The organism is Streptomyces sp. NPDC013157 (assembly GCF_042899865.1).
Taxonomy (GTDB): domain Bacteria; phylum Actinomycetota; class Actinomycetes; order Streptomycetales; family Streptomycetaceae; genus Streptomyces.
On the sequence record NZ_JBIBAK010000027.1, the window covers coordinates 43,152 to 67,623 of the forward strand.

Sequence of the window (24,472 nt, forward strand, 5' to 3'; positions counted from 1 at the left end):
CGGCGGTGGTTGATCGAAAGGCGATGGATCGGACGGCGGCCGTCAGATGGCGGCCAGGACGCGCCGGAGTGTCATGGAGTTCCTGTGGCGCGGCAGCCAGACCCGGTTCAGGTGGAACCGGGCGCGTCCTTTCAGCGGACCGGTGAAGATCCGGGGGGCGAGGGACTCGTAGAGCGTGGCGAGGTCCTCGTTGTCCGCGCCGTCCGCGTCCGGCAGCCAGCGGGCCAGCAGATTCCAGGCCCGGGTGGAGGTCTCCCCGGTGATCAGGGCGCGGTTCAGGAGCGTGACGAGCAGCTCGGCGTGCTTGTCGTTCGCCAGCGCGAGTTCGGCGAGAGCGGGCCGGCCCGGCCGGTCCGCACCGACCGTGTACCGGCCCAGGGCGAGCATGGTGCGGACGGCATGCCGCGGCAGGTGTTCGTCCCGTGCCGTCGCCCAGCGGTCGAGCTCGGCCATCACCTCGTCCACACGGCCGGCCAGGAACAGCCAGGCCGTGGAGAAGGCGATCGAACTGAAGCCGGCCTGTTCGGGCTTCCGGCCGAGCCTGCCCAGCTCGGCCAGGGTGGCCGGTACGTCACGCAGGCCTATCGACGTTCCGTAGGCCTTGGCCGCGCTGTCCTGCAAGGCCATTCCGGGGCTGCGAGCCCAGTCCTGCACACGCGAGGCGACCCGGTCCGCCGCACCGCCCTCGGCCGCGGCCATCTCCAGTGCCAGGGCGGCGCACACCCGGCGCACACCGGAGTCCGACCTGGCCCACGGACCGACGCGCCGCTGGTAGACGAAGTCGAAGTCGTGCCCCATGAGGAGGCCGACCAGCTGGGCGACCCGGACCCGGACGCGTTCCCGGCCGGGACCGCGTCCGCCGACCAGGAGATCGAGCCAGTCCAGGAGCGGTATGCGCAGCCGGCTGTAGGCGTCCCAGGTGCTCTCCAGCATGGTGTGCAACAGCTGGTCGTGCACCAGCAACGCATGCCGGAAGGTGCTCCGGGCGTCGGCCGCGGCCGCCTCGGAGGCGCGCATCTCCTGAGGTACGAGCCGGTTGATGTTCTGCTCGGCCATGTGATGGACGAGGTCCTCGTCCGCGACTCCGAAGTGGGGCAGCATGATCCGGCTGAGCAGGTCGCCCGCCTCGACGACGTCGGACAGCGGGTGTCCGTTGAAGAACGCGTAGGTGATCCGGAACGCCTGGTGATGAGGGGCCGGCATCCCGGTGTCGTCCCGCCCGGCGTCCAGCCCGAGCATCTCCCTGGCGAGCAGCCGCAGCCAGTCGCGCCAGCGGCCGATGACATCCCCGAGGTCCTCGTCCGGGGCGTGGATGTTCTCCGTCAGGACCCGGGCCAGCTGGACGACCCCGGTCACCGAACGGGCCAGCCCCAGTGTGCTCCGCAGCTGTTCGTCGCCGGTCACCCGGGCGAGGAACCGTGACACGCTGTCCGTGTCGCACCGCGGCCCGCCGTCCTCCTCGTCACGCCGGCAGCGGAGCCGGTGGCGGGTGACCAGGGCCGTGAGATGTGCTTCGAGCACCTTCAAGGAGTCGGGCCCGTGGTGTTCGAAGACGCGGGCGTCGCCCGCCGTGCCGGGGAAGCCGGACTGCGGGCCGGTGACGACCAGGTACGCGTCCGCCCGGACCGCCAGCTGGGCCAGGCGGTCCAGCGTCTGCTTGGTGACGGGCCGGGCACCCGCCTCCACCAGGTACCCGTGGCCCTTCTCCAGCACGTCGGCCGCCTGTTCGCAGACGCCCTGGACCACGTCGGCGTCCTCGCGGTGGAGCGTGCTGACGGCGTACCGGGGCTGGCTCCGCCGGATGAGGGCGGCCGTCGCCGTGGCCCGCCGGCCGGTGCCCTCCTCGCCGTACAGCACGATCACGTGGTGCTGTTCGAGGCTGCTCTCCAGCTCGTCCTGGCCGGGGACGGGGACGTAGATCGCCGTGACGATGTCCTCGGGGAAGGGGACCGCCTGGACTTTGGTCCGGTGCGGACCGCCCTCCGCGCCGTACATGCTCTCGATGTAGACGGCATTCCCGTTCGGGCCGAGGCTGACGGGACTGCGGTTGGACTTGATGAGGCTGTGGTGTTCCCGGACGGCGCTGGACTCCTCGAAGGAGACCGGCTGTTCGGGCACGGGTTTGCCGTCGGCCGGGGCCTGTGGGCCGTCGGCGGCGGACCGCTTCCCGCCCTGCTCGTCCGGCGGCCGTCCGGCCGCCGGATCGGCGCGCGACGAGGCGTCGCCGTCGGGGGCGCGCTCCCCGCCCCCGGACGCCCCGGCCGGTCCGGGGGCGTCCGGTGCGGGCGGTGTGGGCGGGGCGTCCGGTGCGGGCGTGGGGGTTTCCGAGGGTCCCGGCGCCGGCTCCTCCCCTGCCTGATCGTTCATGCCGGCCGCCTTCCGTCACCATCCTGGTCACGGGAGGTCGCGCCCTCGTTGTAGACCGGGTTGATCCCGACCGGGCTACGGGAGAACTGCGCGTTGGGACCCACGTTGAAGCCGGCCGCGGCGTCGCGCCTCTGCTCCGGCTCCTTCTCGGGCACGTGCCGCCGGAGTTCGTCGGTGAGGATGTCCAGGTCGTGATGGGCGTATCCCTCACGCAGGTGCATGACCTGACGGTTGGCCAGCCCGGCCAGGGCCGGCGGGAGTTTCTCCGCCCGGGGCAGGGCCGCGTCCAGGAGCACCGGAATGACGACCTTGTTCAACGCGAGGGCGGTCGCGATCTCGTCGTGAACGTAGTCCTTGGGCACGTCGATCCTGCGCATGCCGGTCTTCTCGTCGCGGATGTCGAGCCAGCGCGACCCGATCAGGCCGAGGAAAACGACGCACGACTCCAGTTCCCGGCGGAGATGGTCGGGGAAATCCGTCCCCGGCCTCATCGCCCGGCGGTCCCGGAATACATTTCCCTCACCGAAGACGCTCACGAGCCGTTCGTCCACGAGTTCAGGGGCCCGCTCCCCGTCACCCGTCCTGTAGTTGATGAAAATTTTGGCCATCGGGTGACTCCTCACTGGTGGTGCGCAGAGCGCTTTCGGGCCTGCCGCGGACAGATCGGCGACATGCCTGTGTCTGGCGAGATTTTCAGCATGGGAAGAGTGGGTCAATGCGTTTCCCCGGCCCCATTTCCCGGGGAAACGGAACACTCATCCGGAGCCGGAGACGAGGCAGGACGGCAGGCGGCAGCGCGTTTCCCGGTACGCCGCCGGCCGGGAACGGCGCGTCACCGCTCCGTTCCGTGCCGTGGTGGAGATGAGATGAAGAAGGGTGGAACCGGCCAGGGACCACGCGTCCGGGCCGGACACGGGATCGTGATCAGGGAGCGGGCCACGGTCGCCGGCCCGTGGTGTACAGGGGGCCGCGGTCAGCCGCCCGTGGTGTGCAGGGCCTCGGCGATACGGCCGGCGGCGAGCCGGGCGTCGGGATCGCGCGGCCAGCGGTTGAGCCGGCGGGCCAGTCGCTGGAGATCGGCGCGGATGGTGGCCGAGTCGACCACCGACACCGAGGAGGTCACCGCCTCCACCACCGCACAGGCAGGCTTCAGCTCTCCCGCCTCGGCGAGGGCCAGGGCGAGCCGGGCCGCGTACCGGGCCCTCGCCCTGCGAGCCCGTATCGGGACGGCGTCGAGGCTGCCCTCGAGACGGCCCACGGCCTCGGTCGTACGCCCGAGGTCGTGCAGACACCATCCGGCGACGAAGTCGGCGAGTCCGGCGAGGTGCATGCTGCCGATCACCGGATCGCTGCCGGCGGCCGGCGGGTCCGACTCGTGGTCACGGGCTGCCCGTGTCATGAGTTCGGCGGCGCGGTCCAGAGCCCGGAAGCACGCGGCGTCCTCGCCCAGCAGAGCGTGCCCCTGGGCTCTGCGCTGGGCGGCGAGGCCCCGGATGCGGGTGCTGCGCGACCGTTCCTCAGCGGTGCGCGCGTACTCCACGGTGGCCCGCCCGTCCATCCGGTACAGCGCGACGTCGGCCCGCCGGACCAGGGTGTAGGCGGCGAACTCGGTGTCACCGCCCGCGTCTGCGAGCGCCACGGCGCGGTCCGTCCACCACAGTGAGGCCCGCTCGTCACCGGCCTCCTGGGTCATCCATCCGGTGTACTCGGCATACCGGGCGGCCAGCCGCAGCGCCGCCGCCCGGTCGGCTTCGCGCGAGGCGCCGTGGGCGAGGCCACGCAACGCGTTCATCGCGGTGACGAGGATCTGGGTGACGACCGCCGGGCCGAAGGACTGACCGAGGTTCCGGCACTCGGCGAACAGCGACGAGAAGTGCGCGAGCGCCTCCCTGCACTCGACGTCGAACGCCGAGGACGAGGCGAGCCGCCAGGACATCACCGCGGGGGTGCTGGAAGGATCGGCGAAAGCCTTCTCGTCGTAGGCCACGAAGTCGTTGCCCCGGTCGACCGACATGCGCAGCACCCAGGGCATGGACCATTCGGTCGGCGCTTCGGACGCGGGGAGAGCGGAGGTGTTCCTGGCCGGGAGCAGGGCGTTCAGCCGGCCGTCCGCCCCGAGCGCCCGATCGCAGGCACGCGCGAAATCCGGACTGGGATTCTTCTGCCCGCGCTCGACCTTGCTCAAATGCGCTTTCGAATAATTGATCGCCCGAGCAAGGTCGTCGAGCGATCGACCGGACGCGACGCGACGCTTTCGTAACTCCGCACCAAAAGAAATTGCCTGCATCATGCCCCCCTTCGGGAACGGAAGCTCTGCCCAGGCTCCCGCACCCCCGCAGTAATACTCTCGTCTTATCCAATACCTGATGGCTGAAACACATGAGGCCCGGCGGAATCATGACGCTCGGGTCCGGCCGCCCACGGCAGTGCGAGTCCGTCCTGATGGCGACGCGGAAGGAGGTGCAGATGCAGATGGAATACCGACTGGGTGGCCAGTTCTCCGCGCGACGTAATGATATTGCACGCGCCGAATTCGGCCGCCAGTTCGGCAGCGCGGCGCATAGTGGCTGCGGACACGGCCGGATCGACTCCGACGTCGGCGACATGAGTCTTGGGAATGACCAGCGTATGGCCCGCCGTCACGGCGGCCAGCGGCACGATGGCCAAGGAGTCCGGCCACCGCCGGACGACCCGGGCCGGGGCACGTCCGGCCACGATGGCGCAGAACGGGCACTTCTCGGGCGAGGCCGGACCGGTGTCCACGAGTCTCTCGCCGGGGACCTCTGTCGCGTCTGTCGTCACGTTCCGCTTCCTCGGGCTTGCATGTCATGACGGGGCGCCGGCTCGGACTCCGCGCGGCGGGCCCGTCCGTCCGGCCGACGGGGCAGCCGTACGGCGAGCGCCGAATGACCGGCCTCCGGCCGTGCCGCAAGGCATACCCCGGGCACACACGACCGGACACGTCCCCCGTCTCGCGCCGCCGGGACCACGGCACGGGATCTGCGGCACCGACCCGGCCGGGCGCTCGCCCGACAGGTTCAACGGCCGGGCGCCGACGATCCGTTCCCGGCACCGATGCGACCCTCCGCCCGTCCGTTCGGCCCGTCCCGGCAGGCCGGCCGATCGCACCGCCCGAGCAGCCGCCGACGGCGCCCGCCCGCATCGCCCCGGTCCGGTACTGCACGAGGGGCGAACGCGCGGGAGCCGGTGGCCGGATCCTGCGTCTGCCGCGCGGCGAGGCGGGGAACGGGGCTTCACCGGGATGCCGGTGATGGCCCGAAGGGCTCCGGAGCGGGCCGGAAGCGGATCGGAAGCAGATCGGTTCTGGCCACGGAAGCGGCGGCGCTGGTCACCTCGTAGGCGTCAACCGCCTTGCTCTGCCCCGCTGTTCACCGCCCGCTCAGGACGGCCGGGGCGGGCGCGGTGCACTGCCGTCACCGCTGGAGAACCCCATGACCGATGCAGAGCCGACGCCTCCCGCCGGGCGTCCCGACCCGCCGTCCACCCATCGCGCGCCGCCCTCCTACCAGGCCCCGGGGCTGATACCGCCGGGCGGCCCCGCCCGCACCTGGGGGCTCGTGGTCATCGCCACGCCCTTGCTGCTCGCCGTGCTCCTGGCCCTGATCGGCGGCCTGGCCGGAGGGTCGTCCGGGTCGTCGTCCGGGGCCTCCGGCTCCGGCTCCGACTCCGGCTTCTTCGGCTCGGGCACCTCCGGCTCGGACAGCGCCGGCACGGCCGGCACGGACGACCAGCCGGTCTACACCGACCCGACGACAGCGTCCGCATGGCCGTACGGAGACACCGGCTCCCCTGAGGCGACCGCGACCGACGGCTACTACGGCGACCCGACGGACACCGCCGTCTCCACCCCGACCGCGACCGCGAGCGGTGGCCCCGGCGACGTCGTCACCGCCTACTTCGCGGCGATCAGCTCCCACGACTACCGGACCGCCTGGAGCCTCGGCGGCAAGAACCTCGACTCCAGCTACGACAGCTTCGTCTCGGGCTACGCCACCACCGAGCAGGACACCGTCACCGTCGTGTCGGTGGCGGGCGACGAGGTGCAGGTGGCCCTCGAGGCCGTGCAGACGGACGGCACGACGAAGTCGTACGACGCCACCTACACCGTCCAGGACGGCGTGATCACCAGCGGCACGGCCACCCAGACCGGCTGACACCCACTTCGGGGCGTGCCCGCAGGGGTGCGCCCGCACGAGCGGAGCGCTGAACCACCATGGCCACACAAGTACTCGATCCCAGTCCTCCGAGCCCAGCACCGCAGGAGCCGCCGGAGCCCCGCGCGTACGCGCGCACCAGAGCCACCCGGCTGCTGTCCGCCGGCGCCTACCTCCATCCCGGCTACCGGCGCACCGTCATCCGGGAACTGCTCCGCAGGCGGTGGCGGGTCGTCGCGCCCTCCTACGGCTACGACGCCGTGTCGGTCCTCGCCCACGCCCTCGCCGCGCGCCGGCTGCGCCGCATCCAGTGGGCCGTCGCGGCCGGCGTGGACTTCGCGGTCCTGCTGCTGCTCAGCAACGGGGTGCTCAACCCCTTCCTCGGCGTGCTCCTGCTGTGCTGGGTGCCGTGGGCGGCGGCCTATCTGCGCCGGATCGTCACCCTGCACATCCTGATGACCCGACTGCGGGAGAGCGGCCCGGACGGCGGCTTCGACGGCGCCTGCCCGGCGCACCCCAAGCTGACCGACGCGCTCGCCCGCAAGATCGACCACGAGCAGGCCGGCCGCAGCGGACTGGTCTTCTACGGCGGCTACCGGCCCTTCGTCGGCGCGGGCCTGCCGCTGCGCGACTGGTCCAACGCGCAGTTGCTGCTCGGCGCCCCGAAGACCCGGCTCATGGCGCGCAAGAGCGCGGACGGCACCCCGCCCGACCTCGACACCGTCGAGCGCAGGCAGGTCGTCCCGTTCACCGTGCACGACATCACCAGCCAGGTCGCCGCCCGGCTGGCCGCCGATCTGCGCGACGAGACCCGCCCCGACGAGCGGATCGAGGGGCTCACCGTCGAGCAGCGCCGTTTCACCACCGCGATCCGCACCAACGACCGCACCACCGGCGCCGGCTGGTCCGACCTGCCCGGCGCGGACGACCTGCCCGACATCCACTGGCGGGAGGGCTACGACGCGGCCCGCGAGTACCTGTGCGTGCGCGTCGGGTCGTGGAACGAGGAGCTGGTGACCTCGATCTTCGTCGGGTTCGACATCAAGGGCAACACGCTGCACACCGAGTTCTACACCTATGTGCTCGCGCCGCTCGTGGCGGACTTCCACCTCGTGGACCAGTTGCCCGCCGCCGTCGACGGGCGGCTGGCGGTGCGGGTGGCGTGGGACATGTTCACGGCCATGGTGCGCTGGTGGATGTCGCTGTGGATGTGGCCGCTGCTGCTGGTCCCGGAGCGGTTCCTGCCGACGTGGGCGGCCCGGTGGACGCAGCCCTGGCGGGTCAGCAGGGCCAGGCGGGCCGCGGTCGCACTGCTGCTCTCGGACCGCACGACCGACACCAGCGAGTTCCGGATCGGCCGCTACGTCAACCGCTGGCGCAACTGCGGTGCGCTGGCGAGCGTCCGGGAACTGGCCACCAGCGAGACGTACCACCACTTCTTCCAGCAGTCCGACGCGGTGAAGTACATGCAGATCGTCGAGCGCCGGCTGCTCGAGAACATCGGTGCGTTCCTCTCCGAGCACGACGTGGACCTCGCCGAGCACAACCGCGCGCAGACCAACATCCTGCTGGGCGACAACAGCCAGAACTTCTTCGGCGGCGAGCAGAGCAACTTCGGCTACAACTACCAGCCCTCGAGCGGCGGTTCATCAGGAAAAGCGGGGACGTGACCATGAGCCAGGGAAACACCGGCGGCGACAACAGCCAGAACTTCTTCGGCGGCCGGCAGAGCGGTTTCGGCTACAACGTCCACAACACCCCGCAGGAGGACCGGCGGTCCGCCGAGGAGGAGGCGGCGCGCGCCGCCCAGGCCCGCGCGGACTACGGCCGCAGCCGCAGCGTCTTCGTCGTGCACGGCCGCGACGAGGAGGTGCGTACGGCGATGTTCGGGCTGCTGCGCCGGCTCGACCTGCGCCCGCTGGAGTGGGAGCGGCTGGTGCGGAGCACCGGGGGGACCGCGCCGTTCCTCGGCGAGGTCATCGAGAAGGCGCTGTCGCAGGCGCAGGCGGCGCTCGTGCTGCTCACCCCGGACGACGTCGCCAAGCTCCATCCGCACCTGCTGGGCGACAACGAGCCTTCCCACGAGACCCAGTTGACCGGCCAGCCCCGCCAGAACGTGCTGATCGAGCTCGGCATGGCGCTGATGGCCTACCCGGAGCGGACGATCATCGTGGAGGTCGGCCAGGTGCGGCCCGCCGCGGATCTCGGGGGTCGCAACGTGATCCGCTTCGACGGCTCCGAGACCGCCGTCTCGAAGATCGTCGAACGGCTCAAGGGGGCCGAGTGCGACCTGGACGACACCCGGCCGGACTGGCGTGACACCTCGTACTTCGAGAACCTGGCGGCCTACCGCCGGCTGGCCTGACCGGCCGTACGAGGGGGGCGGGGGCTTCGGGCCCCCGCCCCCCTTCCTTGCGCGCTACCGCTGCGGGCCCGACGCCAGGGCGGCCAGGAACGCGGCCAGCTCGCGCATGTCGATGCCCGCCAGGTCCTCGGGCCGCACGACGACGCGCAGTTCGCGGCAGATCGCGGCCTCCCGGGAGCGGGCCACGAAGGACATCAGGATCAGCCGGAGCAGGCTGTCCCGGTCGAGGTGGCCGAGGCGCGCCAGCCCGGAACCGGTCAACGGTATGGCCACCCGCTCCAGTTGGGCGTGCGTGCGCAGTGCGTCCCACAGCCCGGCCAGGCCCCGCCACAGGTCCTCCACGCCGGAGGAGGCCACGTAGTCGTTGCCGATCCGGCTGTAGGCCACGCCGAACACCAGCCGCGGCCGGGTGCCCAGCACCGCCACCGTGCCGACCGGATAGCGGTCGAGCTTGCCGAGCGGTTTGTCCGCCCGCTCCTCGCGCGCGACCGGCTCGGCCGGGGCGAGCGCCGCGTCCAGCTCCGCGTCGAGGCGGGCGACGTCGCCGCCGTAGCGGCGGTCGAGGAGCTGTGCCTGCACGCTGTCGCCGTTGATGACCCGGCCGCCGGCCGACAGGGTGTCGAAGGTGTCGCAGAAGCCGACGACCAGGTGGGCCGGCTGGTCGAACAGGTCGCCCGTCTCGACGACCACCGTCATGTCGGGCCGCCGGAACACCTGCCGTACCCGGACCGCGGGACGGGACCGCAGCAGCCCCCAGCCCAGGCAGGCGCCCACCGACAGCCCGACGACCGCGCCGGACGTGCTGTACGGCACGAACGGGCCCACGACCTGGGACACGGCGGACAGCCCGCCGAACGCCACCATCGTGTCGCGCACGAATTCCTGCCGGGCGCGCCTTGTACCACGCCGGAGGGCGCTCCGGGGCCGTATCGGGCCCATCGGGGCCAGTCCACCGGAATCACCCGAACTCATGGATTCCCCAAGACATCATGTTAATCTTTCAGTCACTATGGCTGACGCAGAGTGACGCTGAACCGCCGGGGGGCGACGCGGATGGCCGGTGCGAGAGCACGTATCCGGGTGAAGGTACTGGGCCCGGTCCAGCTCGAGGTCGACGGAATTCCGGTCCGGCTGACGCCGCTGACCGTACGGCTGCTGGTCCGCCTGGTGGCGGCCGGCGGCGAGGCCGTGCCGGTACGGCAACTCCGCCGCGACGTGTGGGGACTCGCGGACGAGCCCCGCCACCTGGACCAGCGCAACCGCAACGAGGTCCAGAAACGGGTCCTGGAGCTGCGCCGGGCGCTGGCCCCCGGCGCTCCCGGCGCCCCCGGCCAGGACAGCGCGGGAACGCATGTCCTGCGCACCGAGCAGCAGGTCACCGTGCAGGGCCCGGAGACCGCCTACCGGCTGGTGCTGCGGCCCGAGGAGCTGGACAGCGCGCGGTTCACCGCGATCGTGAACGACGCCCTGCTCGCGCCCCCGGCCACCGCCGCCCACCGGCTGTCCGAGGCGCTGTCCCTGGTGCGCGGCCGGCCGCTGGCCGAGGTCAACGGCGAGGGGTTCGCGGTGCCCTTCGTCCGCCGCCTGACCGCCCTTCAGGACGCGGCCCGCCGTGAGCTGGTCCGCGTGCAGACCGACCTGGGACGGCCCGAACTCGCCCTGCCGGTCGCCGAACTGATCGCCCACGAGCATCCCGACGACGCCGAGGCCGCGCGCGTCCTGGACGCCCTGCGCGCGGAGCTGCGCGCCCGGCACGGGGCCGAACTGCTGCGCCACCGGGTGCCGTTGGACGGGCAGCGGGCCGATGTGGTGCTGGTGCGGGGCGACCTGTTCGACCAGGCGGACTGCAACCTGGTGATCGGGTTCACCGACACCTTCGACACGGAGACCGCCGAGGATCTCGTGATCAGCCGGGAGAGCCTGCAGAGCCAGCTCGTCGACCGGCTGTTCGCCGGGAAGCGGCGCCTGCTCGACGACCGGCTGCGGGCGGGGCTGCGGGCGGTGAAGCCGGTGGCCACCGAGACCGTACGGGCCAAGCCGCTGGGCCGCCGGGTCCGCTATCCGGTGGGCACCACCGTGGTGGTACCGGTCGAGGGCCGCCGGGTGTTCGCCACCGCCTACTCGCGACTCGGCAACGACCTGGTGGCCAGGTCCAACCACGCCGACCTGCGGCTGAGCCTGGAGAGTCTGTGGGCCTCGGTGGCGGTCAACGGCCTGTTCAAGCCGGTCGCCGTCCCGCTGATCGGCTCCGGCCTGGCCCGGGTCACCGACCTGGACCGGGGCCAGCTGGCCGCCCTGATCGTGGACTCGTTCATCGAGGCCTGCCGCCGCTACCCCGCCCTGACCCCCGAACTCCGGATCGTCATCCTGCCCCAGGAGCTGGCCCGGACCGACCTGGCCCCGGTGGAGCAGCACTTCGAGGACCTGGTGCTCGGCCTGCGCGCGGCCGACTGACGGCGAAGGTGAGACCGGGCGGCGGCCCGGACGTGTCCCCCGGGTCGGCGGGCTGCTCCGCATCTGTCCGTTCCCCCTTCGCGGCATCGTCCGCCGTCCGCGCCTCGCGCCGCTTCGCCCGGCCTCACCGCCGTCCACGAGACCACCCCGCCCGCTTCCGCCGGCACCCTCCAACCGCTTCCGATCCGGTTCCGGAAACCGCGGACATGCGTTGTCCCCGGAACCGCCCGCGCGTTCGAGGTGTCGTACTCGCCGGGGGTGCGGAAGGACGGGCCCTCCCGACCGTTGGGTCCCGCACGGAACGGGTCTATCGTCGGAATCATGGGGCCAGGAGGAGGAGGACGGCCGGTGATGCCGCAGGACGAGGCCGTGATCGGCTGCACGGGGAAGGTGCTCATCGGAACGCGCGGTTCCACCGGCCCCGGTGAAGTCCTGGTGCGGGTCAGGGGCGGCCTGGAGACCTTCCTCGCCTGGTCGGAGGAGCCCCTGCCCGTCGGCGCAACGGTGCTCGTGATCGAATCACGAGGATGCCGCGAGGTCTGCGTCATCGAGTGGGTGGATCCATTGGACGCGCTCGGCGACAGCGCCGAGGCCAGCTGAGGAGAGACAGGAATGTTCGGATACCGCGTACCCGCTCCCGACGAGGCGATGTTGATCTCGGGGGGCAGGCGGGGACTGGGGGGCGCGCCGTTCCGAGTGGTCACGGGGCACGGCAAGTTCGTGCTGCCGGTCGTACGGAAGGTCCGTTTCCTCACCCTGTCCATGTGCGAGTCCGAGGTCACCGAGACCTGTGTGACCAGGCAGGGCATCTCCCTGCACGTCCGCGCGGTCATCGCCTTCAAGGTCGGCAACGACCACGAGAGCATCATCAACGCGGGCCAGCGGTTCCTCTCCGACCAGGAGCAGATGTCGGTGCTGACCGGCCGGATCTTCGCCGGTCACCTGCGGGCCATCATCGGCTCCATGACGGTCGAGGAGATCGTCACCGAGCGGCAGAAGCTCGCGGCGGAGGTGCTGGACACCTCGAAGACGGAGATGGCGAAGATCGGCCTGATCGTCGACTCGCTGCAGATCCAGTCGATCGACGACGGCGACACCGGCTACATCGATGCGATGTCCGCCCCGCACAAGGCCGCCATCCAGCGGCAGGCGCAGATCGCCCAGGCCCAGGCCACCCAGGCCTCCGTCGAGGCGGAGCAGGCGGCGGCCCGCAAGCAGGCCGAGTACGCCCGGCAGACCGCCATCGTCAAGGCCGAGTACTCGGCCGAGGTGGACCGCGCCCAGGCGCAGGCCGGCCAGGCCGGACCGCTGGCACAGGCCCACGCCCAGCAGGAGGTGCTCGCCGCCCAGACGGAGCTGGCCCAGCGCCAGGCCAAGCTGCGCCAGGAGCAGCTGGTGGCCGAGGTCGTCCGGCCCGCCGAGGCCGAGGCCGAGCGGGTCAGGATCCTGGCGGCCGCCGAGGCGCAGCGGATGAAGATCCAGGCGGAGGCGGCCGCGTCGTACGACCGGGTCGCGCTGGACCGGATGCTCATCGACCAGCTGCCGCAGATCGTCAAGGAGGCCGCCGGCGGCCTCGCCGGTGCCAACGTCAACGTCCTCAACGGCGCGGACGGCCTCGGCGAGATCGCGGCCGGCCTGGTGTCCCAGGGCCTGACGATCCTCGACTCGGTCCGGCAGAACCTGAGCGGCCAGGACTCCGACGGCCAGCGCCCCGACGGGCAGCGCCCCGAAGGCCGCCGCTCCGGGGAGGGCGAGGGCAACGGCAGCAGCCTGCTTCAGCTGCCCACCGGCAAGGGGCGGAAGTCGGACGACGGGCCGGTGGACGTCGACTGAGCGCTCCGCTGGAGGCGCCGCGGCCTGTGGAAGCGCCGCGGCAGGCCGTCGGTCGGCTGCGGCGCCGTCGTGGCCGGTCGCGCGGTTCCTCCCCCAGCGCCCCTTCGGGGGCGCTGCCGTCAGCCGGTGCCGGTCAGGTCGCGGCTGGTGTCCCACAGGCGTGCCGCCGCGTAGGTGTCGGTGAGGTGGTTCCACAGCGGTTCGTTTCGGGGTCTGCCCCGCAGGCCGAAGACGCGGGGTCCCCACAACTGCCCCCCGCGCACGGTGGGGTCGAGCACCGCCCGGACCGCGGGCCAGGCGCCGGCGTGCTTGCCCTGGACGAGGAGGGCGGCCGGTGCGCCGGAGAGCCGCGCACCGGCGGTCCGCACCTGGACCGGCGGCCGTGCCGGGGTCAGGGAGTCCAGCGCGCCCCCGGGATGGACCACCACGCTCGCCACCGGGCTGCCGGCCGCGCGCAGCCGCCGGTCGAGTTCGAGGCCGAAGTGCATCTGCGCCAGCTTGGAGCGTCCGTAGGTGCGCTTGGGCCGGTAGTCCTTCCGGGACTGCAGGTCGTCGAGGTCGAGCCGCTCGGACCTGGCCGCGAAGCTGCCCATGGTCACGACGCGGGCCGCCGGTGCGGCCGACAGCAGGGGCAGCAGCCGGTGGGTCAGCGCGAAGTGCCCGAGGTGGTTCGTGCCGAACATGAGCTCGTGGCCGTCCCCGGTCTCCCGGCGGGGCGGGGCGTCGAGCGCGACGCCGGCGTTGTGGACCACCGCGTCGAGGTGGTCCACGTCCAGTGACTCCACCGCCGCTCCGAGCGACGGGAGGTCGGCGAGGTCCAGCCGTACGGCCCGCACCCGCGCGCCGGGGACCCGTGAGCGGATCGAGGCCGTGGCGGCTTCGGCCTTCGCGGGATTCCGGCTGCCCAGGACGACGGTGGCCCCGGTCGCGGACAACTGCTCCGCGACGAAGTACCCGATGCCGGCGTTGCCGCCGGTGACCAGGAAGACCCTGCCGTCGGCACGCGGGAGCCGTCGGACGTCCCAGGGCGGGGTGGAGGGCGTGGACGACATGGCGGCGGGGCTCCCTTGCTGTCGGAGGCGGCTGCGGCCGCCCGGCAGGGCGGCTCGGCACCCACGGTTCCAGCGGCCCCCGACACATCGCCTACGGACCACCGACAGCCCGCCGACACGGAGCCGGCCCCGGCCGCGGGCTCGCCTCCACCGCCTCGATGGACTCAAAAATCGAACACGTGCTTGAATTCGGTCATGCGATCGTTTCCCGTGGACCTGGCCCGGGCGCAGCAGGAATGGAGCGCCACCTACCGGCAGCTCGCCGCGCGGCCCGGGCGTACCGAGTTGCGGCGGCGGCTGTACCGGCTGTCGGCGGAGGTGTTCTTCCATCCCTACTGGGGGCACCGGCGGCCGAGCCCCGCCGCGTGGCGGGAGCTGCGGGACCTGGGTCGGTCGGACCGGGCCGGGAGCTGAGGAGGCTCGGATGGCGGGCTGGAGTGCGGGACCGTACGTCCCGGATGATCCTGAAGGCATGTCCGGACCGATACGGGTGATCGTGCATCCACCGTCGCCGACGGGCGGCCGGCGCGTGCGCGTGGACGGCGAGATCCTCGGGCTGGCGCACAACGTGACCGACGTCGCCGAGTTCCTGCGCCGGGCCGGATTGGAGATCGACCCGGCGGAGGTGGCGCGGGTGCCGTGGATCGACTGGCGGGGTGGCGGGCCGGAGTGGTGGGGGCCGGAGACGTGACGGCCCCGGGTGGCCGTGTCCGCTTGGGTGCCGGGCAACGCACGAGGCCCGTCCAGTGTGTGGACGGGCCTCGGGATGGAGCGCCGGGCAGGCCTTGCACCTGCATTTCCCCGCAGGAAGCGGGGCGTCTTTCCTTGGACCACCAACGCAGTGGTGGACGGACCGGATCGGGCCGACCAGCTCTGGATTGATCATAGCCCATGCGGGTGAGGTGTGCGGTCCAGGTAGTAGGCGCGGCGCGTGCCCGGTTCCCCCTCCGGGCCGGAGGTCCGGGCGGCGGTGACGGTCCGCCAGCAGACCGCGACCGCCGCTTTGAAGAACGCGGACGCGGACTCGGGTTCGTGGTCGGCGGCGGTGACCTCGACCAGCAGCCGCTCGGGCTCCTGGATCTTCTCGGCGGTGGTCTCCGACGCGGGCCGGTTGGGGAGGTCGGTGCCGGGTTCGGGCCGCGGGCGGCGGGCGGCGCGTACGGGGGTGGCGGGGCCGGTCGCGGGGGGCAGGGTGGTCGCGGCGACGATGATCTCCAGATGTTCCGCGAAGTGCGGGCCCGGTACCGGGATTTCGAGGTCGGGGTGGAGGTCGTAGCCGATGGCCACGGCGGTGGCCACGAAGTCGATGACCGCGGCCGCGGTCGGGGTGTGCCGGCGGGGGGTGGCCCGGGTGAGGCTGCTGAGGACGCGCAGGACGGTGGGCAGGCTGGTGTCCGCGGTCACCAGGCGGTACGCCGGGGCGTCGCCCTCGTGGGCCGGGTCGCCGCCGTCCGGCACGTGGGCTCCGGCCTGGGCCTGCCAGAGGGCGGCGGCGTGGGTGTCGCCGCGGGCGAGGTGCTGGAGGTAGAGGCAGTACGACGGGGGCTCGTCACCGGCGCCGGCCGCGTACTGCCACCAGAAGCGGGCGCCGTCGTCGGCGCCGGCGAGCTGGAGGGCGCAGCCGAGGATCCAGGCGGCCCGCGGCTGCGGCAGCTGGTCGGTGAGGAAGTCGGCGAGCTGGTCCGGCGTGCAGTGCGCCACGACGGCCTCGCACAGAGCGGCGAGGCGCTGTGCGGCGCCGTCGTCGGCCAGGTCGGGTCCGTCGCCGTCCCACAGCAGCCGGCCGTCGTCGGTGAAGGCGGGGTAGGCCATGTCGTCGTACGGAACGACGTCGGCGGGGACGTGCGGGTCGGGCAACAGCAGGGACTGGGCGAGAAGGTCGTCGATGATGCTCATGGCCGTGGTGATCACTCCAGGGTGCCGGTGGTGGGGGTGGCGGCGGCGGTCTCAGCGCTGTCGGTGCCGTCGGTGCCGTCGGTGCCGTCGGTGCCGTCGGTGTGGAGGTAGAGGCCGGTCAGCGCTCCCCGGGCGTGGTGGTCCAGGGTGTGGGTCATGGCCGGGGTCAGGCCGACGATGCCGGGCACGGCGTCGGGACCGACGCCGCACAGGTGGCGCAGCACGATGACGTCCATCTGGTCCTGGGGCAGCCGGGCGATCGCGTCGAAGAACTCCGCCATCGTGTCGATACGGCTCTTGCGCTCGCCCAGGTCGGCGATGCCCGCCTGGGCGACGGTGGCGAAGGCCGCCTGGCGCAGGTCGGGGTGCCCGTCCTGGCGGACGGCCCGGGACATGACCCGGGAGCGCAGCATCTGCCAGGCGTGGCGCGGGGTGTCGGGGCCGGAGAGCGCGACGTCCCAGGTGAGCCAGAGGATGTCGAAGGTCTCCCCGACAGCGCGCTGGGCCCGGTCCTCGGACTGCAGGAAGGCCCGCGCGTAGGCGGTGTACGGCCGGCGCATGGTCTGGGTGAAGCCGAGGTGCGCGACGGGCGGTTGCTCGGGGCCCAGCGGCTGCACGGCGCGGATGCGGTTCTCGATCCAGACCTGGTTCTTGTCCGCCTCCCGGGCGGCCGCGGTCCACAGGCGGCGCAGCGGCCACGGCGGCAGGTCCAGGGCCTTCACCACGCTGTAGGTGATCTCCCAGCCGGGGTAGTAGCCCTTGCCGCGCAGGAGTTCCGAGAGTCGTGTCTTGGAGTAGCCGGAGCGGCTGACGAGTTCATCGAGGGTCAGCCCGCTGGCGACGAGCCGGTTGCGGACCGGTTCCAGCCAGGTGCGGTGGGCGACGCCGACCTCCTCGCCGATGGGTTCCGGCGGGCGGCCGCGGCGACTGTGCGGGTCCGACCCGGGCTGTTCGGGCACCTCTGGCTGCTTCACCGTGACGGCTCCTCGCTCCCGACCGGAGCCGCCGGAGGGCGGGGCGCCGGGGCGGGGAGCGTTGGTGCGGGAAGCGTTGGTGCGGGAAGCGTTGGTGCGGGAGGCGTCGGGCCCTGCCCGGGGTCCGTGCCGCCGGGGGTGCCCGGTGCGGCGCAGATCTGCTGGACGAGGAGTCCGAGCGAGGGCAACAGCGCGGCCACCGCCGCGAGTTGTCCCATCGCGGTCATCACCGTGCTCCACACGAGGACCGCCGCCAGTACGGCCACGGTCATCATCTGCCTGTTCGTCATCTCACCTTCCCTGCGCGGGAGAAGCGTCTGGAGTTGGACGACAGCATGGTGGGACGACCGGGTGCCACTCAATGTGATCATGAGATTACGGAACAATCGCACCTCGCGGGCGCGGCCGGCAGGCCGGGCGCCCCGGCACCCGCGGTGGGCCGGTTTTCTTTACGCACTCCTGACGCCGGCACCCGCATCCCGGGAGGGCCCCGAAGTGTCCTCATCCTTGTCCGGATTCTTGTCCGGACCACGTCGAGAATGGAGTGTGTGCCCATGGACGGCGCCGTTGTAGGGGTCGTACTGGTGGTCGTGGCGGCCCTGCTCGTGCTGCGCAGCGGGATGCGGGTGGTCAACCAGGTCGAGCGTGGGGTCGTGTTCCGCCTGGGCAAGGCGCAGCCGGAGTTCCGGCGCCCCGGGATCACCTTCCTCGTCCCGTTCGTCGACCGGATGCGCAAGGTGAACGTGCAGGTGGTCACCATGCCGGTGCCCACGCAGGAGGGCATCACCAAGGACAACGTGTCGGTGAAGGTGGACGCCGTCGTCTACTTCCGGGTCACCGACCCGGTCCGCGCGGCCATCGAGGTGCAGGACTACGTCTTCGCCGTCGGCCAGGTCGCCCAGTCCTCGCTCCGCTCCATCATCGGCAAGAGCGACCTGGACGACCTGCTGACCGACCGGGAGCGGCTGCACGAGGGGCTCGCCCTGATGATCGACAGCCCGGCCGCCGAGTGGGGCATCCACATCGACCGCGTCGAGATCAAGGACGTACAGCTCCCGGAGTCGCTGAAGCGGTCCATGTCCCGGCAGGCCGAGGCGGAGCGGGAGCGGCGGGCCCGGGTCATCACCGCCGACGGTGAGTTCCAGGCCGCACAGCAGCTCGCCAACGCCTCCCGGATCATGTCGGAGACCCCGGAGGCGATGCAGCTGCGCCTCCTGCAGACCGTCGTCGAGGTCGCCGCCGAGAAGAACTCCACGCTCGTGATGCCCTTCCCGGTCGAGCTGCTGCGCTACTTCGAGCGGGCGACCAAGCGGCTCGACCAGGAGGTCGAGAAGAACGAGCGCGAGCTGGACGGGCCGGACGGCTCGGCCGCGCTCAAGGCCGGGATCGAGCAGATCGCGGCCGTCGCCGACAGGTTCGGACCGGCGGCGGAGCTCACGGCGCCGCGGGAACCCGCGACGGAGCCGTCCGCTCCCGTCGAGCGGCCGTAGCCGGCGCCAGTGTCACGGTCAGTGACACGAGCGCCATGAACGTCATCGCGGCGGCGGGCGAGGTGAGTTGGGCGACCGAGCCCGCCGGCGTGGCGCTCAGCCCCTGGAGGGTCAGCATGCCGGCCGAGTGCAGACCGAGGGCGTGGCCGCCGAGTTCGTCCGGGGTCAGCCCCATCAGCCTCTCCTGCTGGACCAGGCTCGCGCCGAAGCCACGGAGGCAACGGTGGCGCAGGCGGCGGCGAGCACCAGGGGCGGGCGCAGGAAGAGGACCAGGTAGGGCGTGGCCAGGAGGAGCAGCAGCGGGGTGGCCGTGCGGGTGCGGACGGCGGGCGGCGGCAGCCCGCTCATCATGTTGAACAGCGAACGCCCCGGCAGGTAGCCGTCCTTGTCGAGGATCTCGTTCAGCAGCCCCCAGCGGACCCCGCCGCCGAGCGAGGCGACGAGGCCCAGCAGGAGGACGACGGCGAGCAGCGCCCCGGCCGGGAGGCCGGGCAGCGCGAGGCCCGCGGTGCCGACGGCGAAGGTGAGCGAGATCGCGGCGAGGGTGGTGCGCGGGGGCAGCCGGTCGGCGCCGGAGAGCAGGAGGGTCGCGCCCAGCACCTGCGCCAGCGAGGGGCCGAACATGCTCAGCGCCGAGAGGAGGGGCGAGCCGGTGGTGCGGTAGACGAGCGTGCCGAGGGCGAGCCCGCCGACGGTACCGGCCGCGTTCCGGGCGGCTGGGCCGAGGCGCTGGACTCGGTGCGGCCGGGGCGGACCCGCTGGCTCGGCTCCAACCGGCTCCAGGTCAACCTGCACGAATACCCGCCCCGCGAGATCTCCGGCGCCGGCCTCCTGCTCGTCCCGGTCACGCCGAAGTCCGGCTGGGCGGCGCCCGCGCCGGGGTGCTGGTCCTGCTCGACGCGCCCATGAGCACGACCCCCCTCACGGCGGTGACCGGGCAGGGGCTGGGCTCGGTCGGCCGGCATCTGCGGGTCCTGCCCGACGCCGGGCTGGTGGAGCGGCGCCGGGCCGGACGGTCGGTGCTGTACTCACGGACGGCGGCGGGGGACGTGCTCGTGGAGGCCGGACCCCGGACCGCCACCCGACGGAGTTAGCATCCGCCTATGACGACTTCCGAGAACAACGGGTCCGTGCTCGACGTGGAGATCGCTGCGCTGCAGGGCGGCTCCGCCGGTCTGCCGGGCTACGGCGGCAAGGCCGTGCTCATTGTCAACGTGGCCTCCAAGTGCGGCCTGACCCCGCAGTACAACGGCCTGGAGAAGCTCCAGGAGCGGTACGCGGCGCAGGGCTTCACGGTGCTCGGGGTGCCCTGCAACCAGTTCATGGGCCAGGAGCCCGGCAGCGCGGAGGAGATCGCGGAGTTCTGCTCGGCGACGTACGGGGTGACCTTCCCGATGACCGAGAAGGTCGAGGTGAACGGCGAGGGCCGACACCCGCTCTACGACCGCCTGGTCGGGTTCGCCGACGCCGAGGGGTACACCGGGGACATCCGCTGGAACTTCGAGAAGTTCCTGGTCGGCCGGGACGGACAGGTCCTCGCCCGGTTCGCGCCGCCGACCGAGCCGGAGTCGGCCGAGGTCGTGGCGGCGGTGGAGGCCGCCCTCGCCTGACCCCGGGTTGACCTTGCCCCTGGGGCAGGGACGAGCCTCCTGGTCACCGGGCGGAACCGATCCGCCCGGTGACGGAGGATGCGGCCGTGGAGGACGTGGTGGACGCCGTGGACGAGGAGCTGCTCACGATCGGCGCGTTCGCGGCGCGCTCCCGGCTCTCGGCGAAGGCCCTGCGCCTCTACGACCGGCTCGGGCTGCTGGCCCCGGCGCACGTCGACGAGGTGACCGGCTACCGGTACTACCGCGCCGGCCAGGTCGAGCGGGCCCGGCTGGTGGCGCTGCTGCGCCAGCTGGACATGCCGCTGGCGAGGATCGCCGAGGTGGTCGAGGCGGCGGACACCGACCCGGACGGGGAAACGGCCGCCGGGCTGCTCGCCGCGTACTGGGCGGACGTCGAGCGACGGGTCGCCGGGCAGCGGACGCTCGCCGCATACCTCCGTGGACGGCTGTCCGGAGGGAGCACGGAGATGTACGGGACGTTCGCGGTGGAGACGGTCGAGGTGCCGGCGCAGGTGGTGATCACCGAGAAGCGGCACACCCTGGCGGACGAGCTGCCGGCCTGGATCGGCGCCTCGCTGGGCCGGCTGGAGGCGGCGGCGAGGGAGTGCGGGGGCGTGACCGGGGCGCCGTTCGTCGTCTACCACGCCGAGGTGTCCATGGAGAGCGACGGGCCCGCCGAGGCCTGTGTCCCGGTGGCGGACGAGGCGGCGGCCCGGGCCTGGGCCGAGCGGAACGGGCGGCCCTGGGAGACGGCGGTGCGCGTCGAGCCGGCGTGCACGCTGGCGTACACGAGGATCAGCAAGGCACAGGTGGCGCACCCGCAGATCCTGGCTGCCTTCGAGGCGGTGGAGCGGTGGGTCGCCGGGCGGGAGGGCCTGGCGTACGACGGCCCGTGCCGGGAGGTCTACTTCGCGGACTGGGACGCGGCCGGACCGGAGGACCCGGTGTGCGACGTCGCGTTCCCCGTGCGGTGAGAGCCGGCGGGCAGGGCCGGGCACAAGCCGAGCCCCCTCGGCAAGGACGGCGGGCTGGTCGAGAGGGCTCTGTGTGACGCTTGTGCAGTTGTTTTCGTCGGGAGCGTGAAGCAATGGGCCAGCGAATGCCCCCTTACGCCTTGACCGAGGCCACGAAGGTGTTCCATGCGCCGGCCGGGAATGCGAGGACCGGGCCCTCCTCGACCTTGGAGTCGCGTACGGCGAGTCCCGCGGTCGTCGGCGACTTGACCTCGACGCACGCCCCGTTCCCTGCGGAATAGGAGGACTTCGTCCACGTCTCCGTGGCGCCCTGAAGCAGTGCCATGTCCACTCCTGTAGCGAGTTGCTGTGGTGCTTGCTGTAGTGCGATTCACGCCAACCTTGCTGACCGGTTGGCGTGATCGACGCTACTAGGCAACTTCCTCGCTTGGAGTACCCGTTCACTCGTCCGGATGGCATATTCCAGAGGAGACTTCCATGGGAGCGTTACGCCGGTGTACGATCCGGCGCCCTCCGTCCGGGAGGGCGTCCGGGACGGCTCAGCGGGCGTACTCCTTGGCCGCGTCGGCGATGAACTGCCGGGACTGCTCGACGTTCAGCGACTGGGCGCGCAGGTGCTCGTACATCACGGCGTACTTCTGCACGTCGTGGGCCTTCTCCAGGTAGAGGTCGCTGGTCACGCCCTCCAGGTAGACGACGCTGGAGTCGGCCGCGTCGGCGAACTCCAGGATCGCGTACTGGCCGTTGAGGCCGGGGTGGGCGCCGCACTCGAAGGGCAGCACCTGGACGGTGATGTGCGGCTGCTGGGACATCTCGATCAGGTACTCCAGCTGCTCGCGCATCACCAGCCTGCTGCCGACGAGCCGGCGCAGCGCGGCCTCGTCGAGCACCACCCACAGCCGGAGGGGGTTGTGCTCGGCGGTGATACGTTCCTGTCGCCGCATCCGGACCTGGACCCGCTTCTCGATGTCGGCGGCGGAGGTCTCCGGCAACGCGCCCTGCACCAGGGCCTCGGCGTACGCCCGGGTCTGCAACAGCCCGGTGACCAGCTGGGGTTCGTACACCCGCAGCGACTCGGCGTCGGTCTCCAGACCGATGTAGACGCTGTACGGGATGTCCCCGAACGCGTGCCACCATCCTTGCTGCCGCGAATCCCTGGCCATCTCCATCAGGGACTCGACGACCCGCTGGTCCTCGACCTCGTACACCCCGCACAGGTCGCGGACGTCGCGCTGACTGATGCTCCGGCGCCCGTTCTCCAGCCGGCTGATCTTCGACTGGGAGACGAGCAGCCGCTCCGCCACCTCCTCCGCCGTCATGCCCTTGAGCTCGCGGAGCCGGCGCAGCTCCTGGCCCAGCCGGCGTCGCCTGACGGTGGGATTGACATTGGACGCCACGGGACGTGCACCTCCGGCTGCCTGCCTGTAACTACCACTTTGCGTATCTGCTGTTGAGCAGACTGCCACCAAGGTGCTTCCTACCGCTGGGAAACAGCGGATATGCGGCGCGTACGCGTCAGTTCGGGCACGTTCCGGATTCTCCGGACGGCTCCGGACGGCTCCGGACGGAAATGCCGAGCGGGGCGGAGAGGCGCGTACTGCGTACGCCTCCACCGCCCCGCTCGGACCCGCGGCTCCCGAACCGGGTCTCAGGGGTGCCGTGTCGCCGGCTGTCGCCGGCTCTTGCTGCCGTGGAACAGCGGCTCAGTGCACCACGGCGCGCGCCATCGCGCCCGCACCTCGGCGCGGTTGCATCGGAACACCGCGTGCGGGTTCCGGCGCGGCGGACCTGACGCCTGGTCCGGCCGGGGCCGGGGCCGGGCTACGGCGTGGCTGGGCGGCCGCGCCGTTCTGCACGTCCATGACGGCGTGGGCCACGAGCCCGCCCATCGGGTCGTGCCGGATCAGGTCACGCAACCGGGAACGCGAGGAGCGGCCCTCGTTGCCCGGGTACAGGTGCTTGCCGAGACCGACCGCGTGGGCCAGTGCGGCGAGCGCCGCGGTCCGCGGGTCCGGCGGTACGCCGGTGCGGATCGCCGAATCCAACCGGCCACGGATCTCCCGGGTGACGGCGTTGTCCGTCGCCTGGTAGCGAGTGGTCGGCAGCACCCCGCACATCTGACCTGCCACGGCGGCGACCATGCCGCACCGTTCCAGATGCGCGAGATAGACCTGGCGAAGGCCGAGACGTGGCCCGCCGATCCAGTGAACAGCCCGTACGGGAGCGCCGCGCCTTCGCAGCAACTCCAACGCACAGTCCAAAGTCGGATCTCCAGTCGGCCGTGGCTGCACCACGGCGATACGATCCCCGTCTGGGGCTATCCGTCCGGCCAGCGCCAGCTCTACTAGCTGTGCTCCGGCCAGACCGAGGTCGAGCGACTGCGGCTGTGCAGTGGTACCCGTGGCCGGGTCCAGTGCCAGCAGCAGAAGCTCCTCCGGAATTGTTCTGCGGCTCCTGCCCATCCATGCCTCCCCGCGTGGATGAATGACAGGGTGACCCCTCTCACATTGGTCTGTCGAGGGTGCGTGACCGGTTCGTAAGGGAACCGGCAGGTATGTCGTTCTCGTCTACCGCAGGGGCTAAGCCCGCACACAGGACACTGGTACATGGTTCGGACAGCGCACGGCAACGTGCGGAGCGTGGAGGAGGCATCGGTGGCGGGCGAGTCCCCCGACAGGTCGAAGCAGCGCGAGTCGTCGGCAGAACCGACGTCGGGGAGCGCGGAAACGGTTCCCGAAGCACGCGACCCACGACTGGCGGTGGCCGCCGAGAAGGAGACCGCCGGCGGTGTGGACACCGCGACCCGGGTCTTCTCGGTACGGGACCTGAAGACGACCGGCGAGACCGGCGAGACCGACTCGAAGCTCCGCGACGCGGTGGCGGCGTGGGTGCGCACGGGCGAGCCGGCGGAGGACGCGGCCGAGGAGGGCGACGCCCCGGAGGCGGCCGAGGACAGCCCTGAGGGGGCCGAGGACGGCCCTGAGGCGGCCGAGGGGGCCGAGGAGGGGCAGGAGGGCCCGGAGGACGCCGACGAGCCCGCTACGGCGCCCGAGGCAACGACCGACGCGGACACCGACGGCACCCCGGCGAACGCGAAGGCGTCGGCCGCGCCGAAGCCGAAGCTCCCCGCCGAACCCGAAGACGCCGCCTCCCAGGGTGAGTCGGCGACCGCCGACGAGCCGGAGGACGCCAAGCCGAAAGCCGCGGCCGAGCCCGAGGACGCCAAGCCCGCCGACAAGCCGAAGACCGCCGCCGAACCCCAGGACACCGCCCCCCAGGGCG

Annotated in this window: 23 protein-coding genes and 3 pseudogenes; 13 read left to right on the forward strand and 13 right to left on the reverse strand. The window is 72.1% G+C overall.

The features are described 5' to 3' along the window. Positions 1 to 42: 42 nt before the first annotated feature. From ACFY6U_RS48560 to ACFY6U_RS48575, 4 genes are all read right to left on the reverse strand, one after another. Positions 43 to 2,367: a hypothetical protein gene (locus ACFY6U_RS48560; RefSeq protein ID WP_390049048.1), complete on the reverse strand. Its 2,325-nt coding sequence runs from the start codon at positions 2,365 to 2,367 to the stop codon at positions 43 to 45. After that, positions 2,364 to 2,975, reverse strand: coding sequence for a toll/interleukin-1 receptor domain-containing protein (locus ACFY6U_RS48565; protein ID WP_390049050.1), 612 nt, complete (start codon positions 2,973 to 2,975; stop codon positions 2,364 to 2,366). The genes ACFY6U_RS48560 and ACFY6U_RS48565 overlap by 4 nt, the downstream gene beginning before the upstream one ends. Positions 2,976 to 3,340: 365 nt before the next feature. Further along, positions 3,341 to 4,657, reverse strand: coding sequence for a helix-turn-helix domain-containing protein (locus ACFY6U_RS48570; protein WP_390049052.1), 1,317 nt, complete (start codon positions 4,655 to 4,657; stop codon positions 3,341 to 3,343). 62 nt (positions 4,658 to 4,719) lie between these two features. Beyond that, positions 4,720 to 5,169: an HIT family protein gene (locus ACFY6U_RS48575; protein ID WP_390049054.1), complete on the reverse strand. Its 450-nt coding sequence runs from the start codon at positions 5,167 to 5,169 to the stop codon at positions 4,720 to 4,722. A 650-nt stretch (positions 5,170 to 5,819) separates the two neighbouring features. On the opposite strand from ACFY6U_RS48575, the gene ACFY6U_RS48580 reads away from it, so the two are divergent. The 3 genes from ACFY6U_RS48580 to ACFY6U_RS48590 are packed head-to-tail and all read left to right on the forward strand — an operon-like array spanning position 5,820 to position 8,907. Next, on the forward strand, positions 5,820 to 6,542 hold the full coding sequence (locus tag ACFY6U_RS48580; RefSeq protein WP_390049055.1) for a hypothetical protein: 723 nt from the start codon (positions 5,820 to 5,822) through the stop codon (positions 6,540 to 6,542). 59 nt (positions 6,543 to 6,601) lie between these two features. Continuing rightward, complete coding sequence (locus ACFY6U_RS48585; protein WP_390049057.1) at positions 6,602 to 8,212, forward strand: hypothetical protein; 1,611 nt, start codon at positions 6,602 to 6,604, stop codon at positions 8,210 to 8,212. 2 nt (positions 8,213 to 8,214) lie between these two features. Then, positions 8,215 to 8,907 (forward strand): TIR domain-containing protein, encoded by a 693-nt coding sequence (locus tag ACFY6U_RS48590; RefSeq protein WP_390049059.1) that lies wholly within the window; start codon positions 8,215 to 8,217, stop codon positions 8,905 to 8,907. Between the two features lie 54 nt (positions 8,908 to 8,961). Here the strand turns inward: ACFY6U_RS48590 and ACFY6U_RS48595 are convergent, their stop codons facing one another. Then, positions 8,962 to 9,783: a macro domain-containing protein gene (locus tag ACFY6U_RS48595; protein ID WP_390049061.1), complete on the reverse strand. Its 822-nt coding sequence runs from the start codon at positions 9,781 to 9,783 to the stop codon at positions 8,962 to 8,964. Positions 9,784 to 9,960: 177 nt separating this feature from the next. Between ACFY6U_RS48595 and ACFY6U_RS48600 the strand changes: the two genes are divergently transcribed. The 3 genes from ACFY6U_RS48600 to ACFY6U_RS48610 all read left to right on the forward strand — a co-directional run bounded on the left by ACFY6U_RS48600 (position 9,961) and on the right by ACFY6U_RS48610 (position 13,194). Beyond that, positions 9,961 to 11,361, forward strand: coding sequence for a macro domain-containing protein (locus ACFY6U_RS48600; RefSeq protein WP_390049063.1), 1,401 nt, complete (start codon positions 9,961 to 9,963; stop codon positions 11,359 to 11,361). Between the two features lie 351 nt (positions 11,362 to 11,712). Beyond that, entirely contained in the window at positions 11,713 to 11,961 is a 249-nt protein-coding gene (locus ACFY6U_RS48605) for a hypothetical protein (protein ID WP_351484675.1), read from the forward strand. 12 nt (positions 11,962 to 11,973) lie between these two features. After that, a complete protein-coding gene (locus ACFY6U_RS48610; RefSeq protein ID WP_390049065.1) occupies positions 11,974 to 13,194 on the forward strand; it encodes a flotillin family protein in 1,221 nt (406 codons plus the stop codon). 119 nt (positions 13,195 to 13,313) lie between these two features. On the opposite strand, the gene ACFY6U_RS48615 is transcribed toward ACFY6U_RS48610, so the two are convergent. Then, positions 13,314 to 14,246, reverse strand: coding sequence for an SDR family NAD(P)-dependent oxidoreductase (locus ACFY6U_RS48615; RefSeq protein ID WP_390049067.1), 933 nt, complete (start codon positions 14,244 to 14,246; stop codon positions 13,314 to 13,316). A gap of 195 nt (positions 14,247 to 14,441) precedes the next feature. Here ACFY6U_RS48615 and ACFY6U_RS48620 point away from each other — a divergent pair, with 195 nt between their 5' ends. Both ACFY6U_RS48620 and ACFY6U_RS48625 read left to right on the forward strand, forming a co-directional pair. Continuing rightward, entirely contained in the window at positions 14,442 to 14,660 is a 219-nt protein-coding gene (locus ACFY6U_RS48620) for a hypothetical protein (protein WP_351484680.1), read from the forward strand. 58 nt (positions 14,661 to 14,718) lie between these two features. Then, on the forward strand, positions 14,719 to 14,937 hold the full coding sequence (locus tag ACFY6U_RS48625) for a hypothetical protein (RefSeq protein ID WP_293995154.1): 219 nt from the start codon (positions 14,719 to 14,721) through the stop codon (positions 14,935 to 14,937). A 191-nt stretch (positions 14,938 to 15,128) separates the two neighbouring features. On the opposite strand, the gene ACFY6U_RS48630 is transcribed toward ACFY6U_RS48625, so the two are convergent. From ACFY6U_RS48630 to ACFY6U_RS48640, 3 genes are read right to left on the reverse strand one after another with little or no spacing between them, the layout of a single operon-like run. Then, positions 15,129 to 16,142 (reverse strand): DUF6207 family protein, encoded by a 1,014-nt coding sequence (locus tag ACFY6U_RS48630; RefSeq protein WP_390049070.1) that lies wholly within the window; start codon positions 16,140 to 16,142, stop codon positions 15,129 to 15,131. An 11-nt stretch (positions 16,143 to 16,153) separates the two neighbouring features. Then, positions 16,154 to 17,116 (reverse strand): XRE family transcriptional regulator, encoded by a 963-nt coding sequence (locus ACFY6U_RS48635; protein ID WP_390049072.1) that lies wholly within the window; start codon positions 17,114 to 17,116, stop codon positions 16,154 to 16,156. Next, positions 17,113 to 17,406, reverse strand: a complete 294-nt coding sequence (locus ACFY6U_RS48640; protein ID WP_390049073.1) for a hypothetical protein — start codon at positions 17,404 to 17,406, stop codon at positions 17,113 to 17,115. Before ACFY6U_RS48640 ends, ACFY6U_RS48635 begins: the two co-directional genes overlap by 4 nt. A 264-nt stretch (positions 17,407 to 17,670) precedes the next feature. On the opposite strand from ACFY6U_RS48640, the gene ACFY6U_RS48645 reads away from it, so the two are divergent. Next, positions 17,671 to 18,606 carry a slipin family protein gene (locus ACFY6U_RS48645; protein WP_390049075.1) on the forward strand — a complete coding sequence of 312 codons (936 nt, stop codon included), beginning with the start codon at positions 17,671 to 17,673 and terminating at the stop codon, positions 18,604 to 18,606. Here ACFY6U_RS48645 and ACFY6U_RS48650 read toward each other — a convergent pair. Continuing rightward, positions 18,551 to 19,389, reverse strand: a pseudogene (locus tag ACFY6U_RS48650) (hypothetical protein). The gene ACFY6U_RS48645 and the pseudogene ACFY6U_RS48650 sit on opposite strands and share 56 nt — an antisense overlap. Here ACFY6U_RS48650 and ACFY6U_RS48655 point away from each other — a divergent pair. From ACFY6U_RS48655 to ACFY6U_RS48665, 3 genes and pseudogenes are all read left to right on the forward strand, one after another. Then, positions 19,318 to 19,700 (forward strand): annotated as a pseudogene (locus ACFY6U_RS48655) (ArsR/SmtB family transcription factor); the annotation flags it as partial. The pseudogenes ACFY6U_RS48650 and ACFY6U_RS48655 overlap by 72 nt on opposite strands. 9 nt (positions 19,701 to 19,709) lie before the next feature. After that, positions 19,710 to 20,216 (forward strand): glutathione peroxidase, encoded by a 507-nt coding sequence (locus tag ACFY6U_RS48660; protein ID WP_390049076.1) that lies wholly within the window; start codon positions 19,710 to 19,712, stop codon positions 20,214 to 20,216. 68 nt (positions 20,217 to 20,284) lie between these two features. Then, entirely contained in the window at positions 20,285 to 21,190 is a 906-nt protein-coding gene (locus ACFY6U_RS48665) for a MerR family transcriptional regulator (protein ID WP_390049077.1), read from the forward strand. A 133-nt stretch (positions 21,191 to 21,323) separates the two neighbouring features. On the opposite strand, the gene ACFY6U_RS48670 is transcribed toward ACFY6U_RS48665, so the two are convergent. From ACFY6U_RS48670 to ACFY6U_RS48680, 3 genes are all read right to left on the reverse strand, one after another. Next, entirely contained in the window at positions 21,324 to 21,515 is a 192-nt protein-coding gene (locus ACFY6U_RS48670; RefSeq protein WP_293995171.1) for a DUF397 domain-containing protein, read from the reverse strand. A 214-nt stretch (positions 21,516 to 21,729) separates the two neighbouring features. Next, positions 21,730 to 22,587, reverse strand: a complete 858-nt coding sequence (locus ACFY6U_RS48675) for a helix-turn-helix transcriptional regulator (protein ID WP_093501737.1) — start codon at positions 22,585 to 22,587, stop codon at positions 21,730 to 21,732. 306 nt (positions 22,588 to 22,893) lie between these two features. Continuing rightward, on the reverse strand, positions 22,894 to 23,652 hold the full coding sequence (locus ACFY6U_RS48680) for a GPP34 family phosphoprotein (RefSeq protein ID WP_351484694.1): 759 nt from the start codon (positions 23,650 to 23,652) through the stop codon (positions 22,894 to 22,896). 144 nt (positions 23,653 to 23,796) lie between these two features. Between ACFY6U_RS48680 and ACFY6U_RS48685 the strand changes: the two are divergent. Beyond that, positions 23,797 to 24,472, forward strand: a pseudogene (locus tag ACFY6U_RS48685) (hypothetical protein); the annotation flags it as partial.

Bases quoted from the DNA above. Each gene is read 5' to 3' on its own strand.
- ACFY6U_RS48560 (WP_390049048.1), bottom strand. From the start codon at position 2,367: ATGAACGATCAGGCAGGGGAGGAGCCGGCGCCGGGACCCTCGGAAACC.
- ACFY6U_RS48565 (WP_390049050.1), bottom strand. From the start codon at position 2,975: ATGGCCAAAATTTTCATCAACTACAGGACGGGTGACGGGGAGCGGGCC.
- ACFY6U_RS48570 (WP_390049052.1), bottom strand. From the start codon at position 4,657: ATGATGCAGGCAATTTCTTTTGGTGCGGAGTTACGAAAGCGTCGCGTC.
- ACFY6U_RS48580 (WP_390049055.1), top strand. From the start codon at position 5,820: ATGACCGATGCAGAGCCGACGCCTCCCGCCGGGCGTCCCGACCCGCCG.
- ACFY6U_RS48585 (WP_390049057.1), top strand. From the start codon at position 6,602: ATGGCCACACAAGTACTCGATCCCAGTCCTCCGAGCCCAGCACCGCAG.
- ACFY6U_RS48590 (WP_390049059.1), top strand. From the start codon at position 8,215: ATGAGCCAGGGAAACACCGGCGGCGACAACAGCCAGAACTTCTTCGGC.
- ACFY6U_RS48600 (WP_390049063.1), top strand. From the start codon at position 9,961: ATGGCCGGTGCGAGAGCACGTATCCGGGTGAAGGTACTGGGCCCGGTC.
- ACFY6U_RS48605 (WP_351484675.1), top strand. From the start codon at position 11,713: ATGCCGCAGGACGAGGCCGTGATCGGCTGCACGGGGAAGGTGCTCATC.
- ACFY6U_RS48610 (WP_390049065.1), top strand. From the start codon at position 11,974: ATGTTCGGATACCGCGTACCCGCTCCCGACGAGGCGATGTTGATCTCG.
- ACFY6U_RS48615 (WP_390049067.1), bottom strand. From the start codon at position 14,246: ATGTCGTCCACGCCCTCCACCCCGCCCTGGGACGTCCGACGGCTCCCG.
- ACFY6U_RS48620 (WP_351484680.1), top strand. From the start codon at position 14,442: ATGCGATCGTTTCCCGTGGACCTGGCCCGGGCGCAGCAGGAATGGAGC.
- ACFY6U_RS48625 (WP_293995154.1), top strand. From the start codon at position 14,719: ATGTCCGGACCGATACGGGTGATCGTGCATCCACCGTCGCCGACGGGC.
- ACFY6U_RS48630 (WP_390049070.1), bottom strand. From the start codon at position 16,142: ATGAGCATCATCGACGACCTTCTCGCCCAGTCCCTGCTGTTGCCCGAC.
- ACFY6U_RS48640 (WP_390049073.1), bottom strand. From the start codon at position 17,406: ATGACGAACAGGCAGATGATGACCGTGGCCGTACTGGCGGCGGTCCTC.
- ACFY6U_RS48645 (WP_390049075.1), top strand. From the start codon at position 17,671: ATGGACGGCGCCGTTGTAGGGGTCGTACTGGTGGTCGTGGCGGCCCTG.
- ACFY6U_RS48660 (WP_390049076.1), top strand. From the start codon at position 19,710: ATGACGACTTCCGAGAACAACGGGTCCGTGCTCGACGTGGAGATCGCT.
- ACFY6U_RS48670 (WP_293995171.1), bottom strand. From the start codon at position 21,515: ATGGCACTGCTTCAGGGCGCCACGGAGACGTGGACGAAGTCCTCCTAT.
- ACFY6U_RS48680 (WP_351484694.1), bottom strand. From the start codon at position 23,652: ATGGGCAGGAGCCGCAGAACAATTCCGGAGGAGCTTCTGCTGCTGGCA.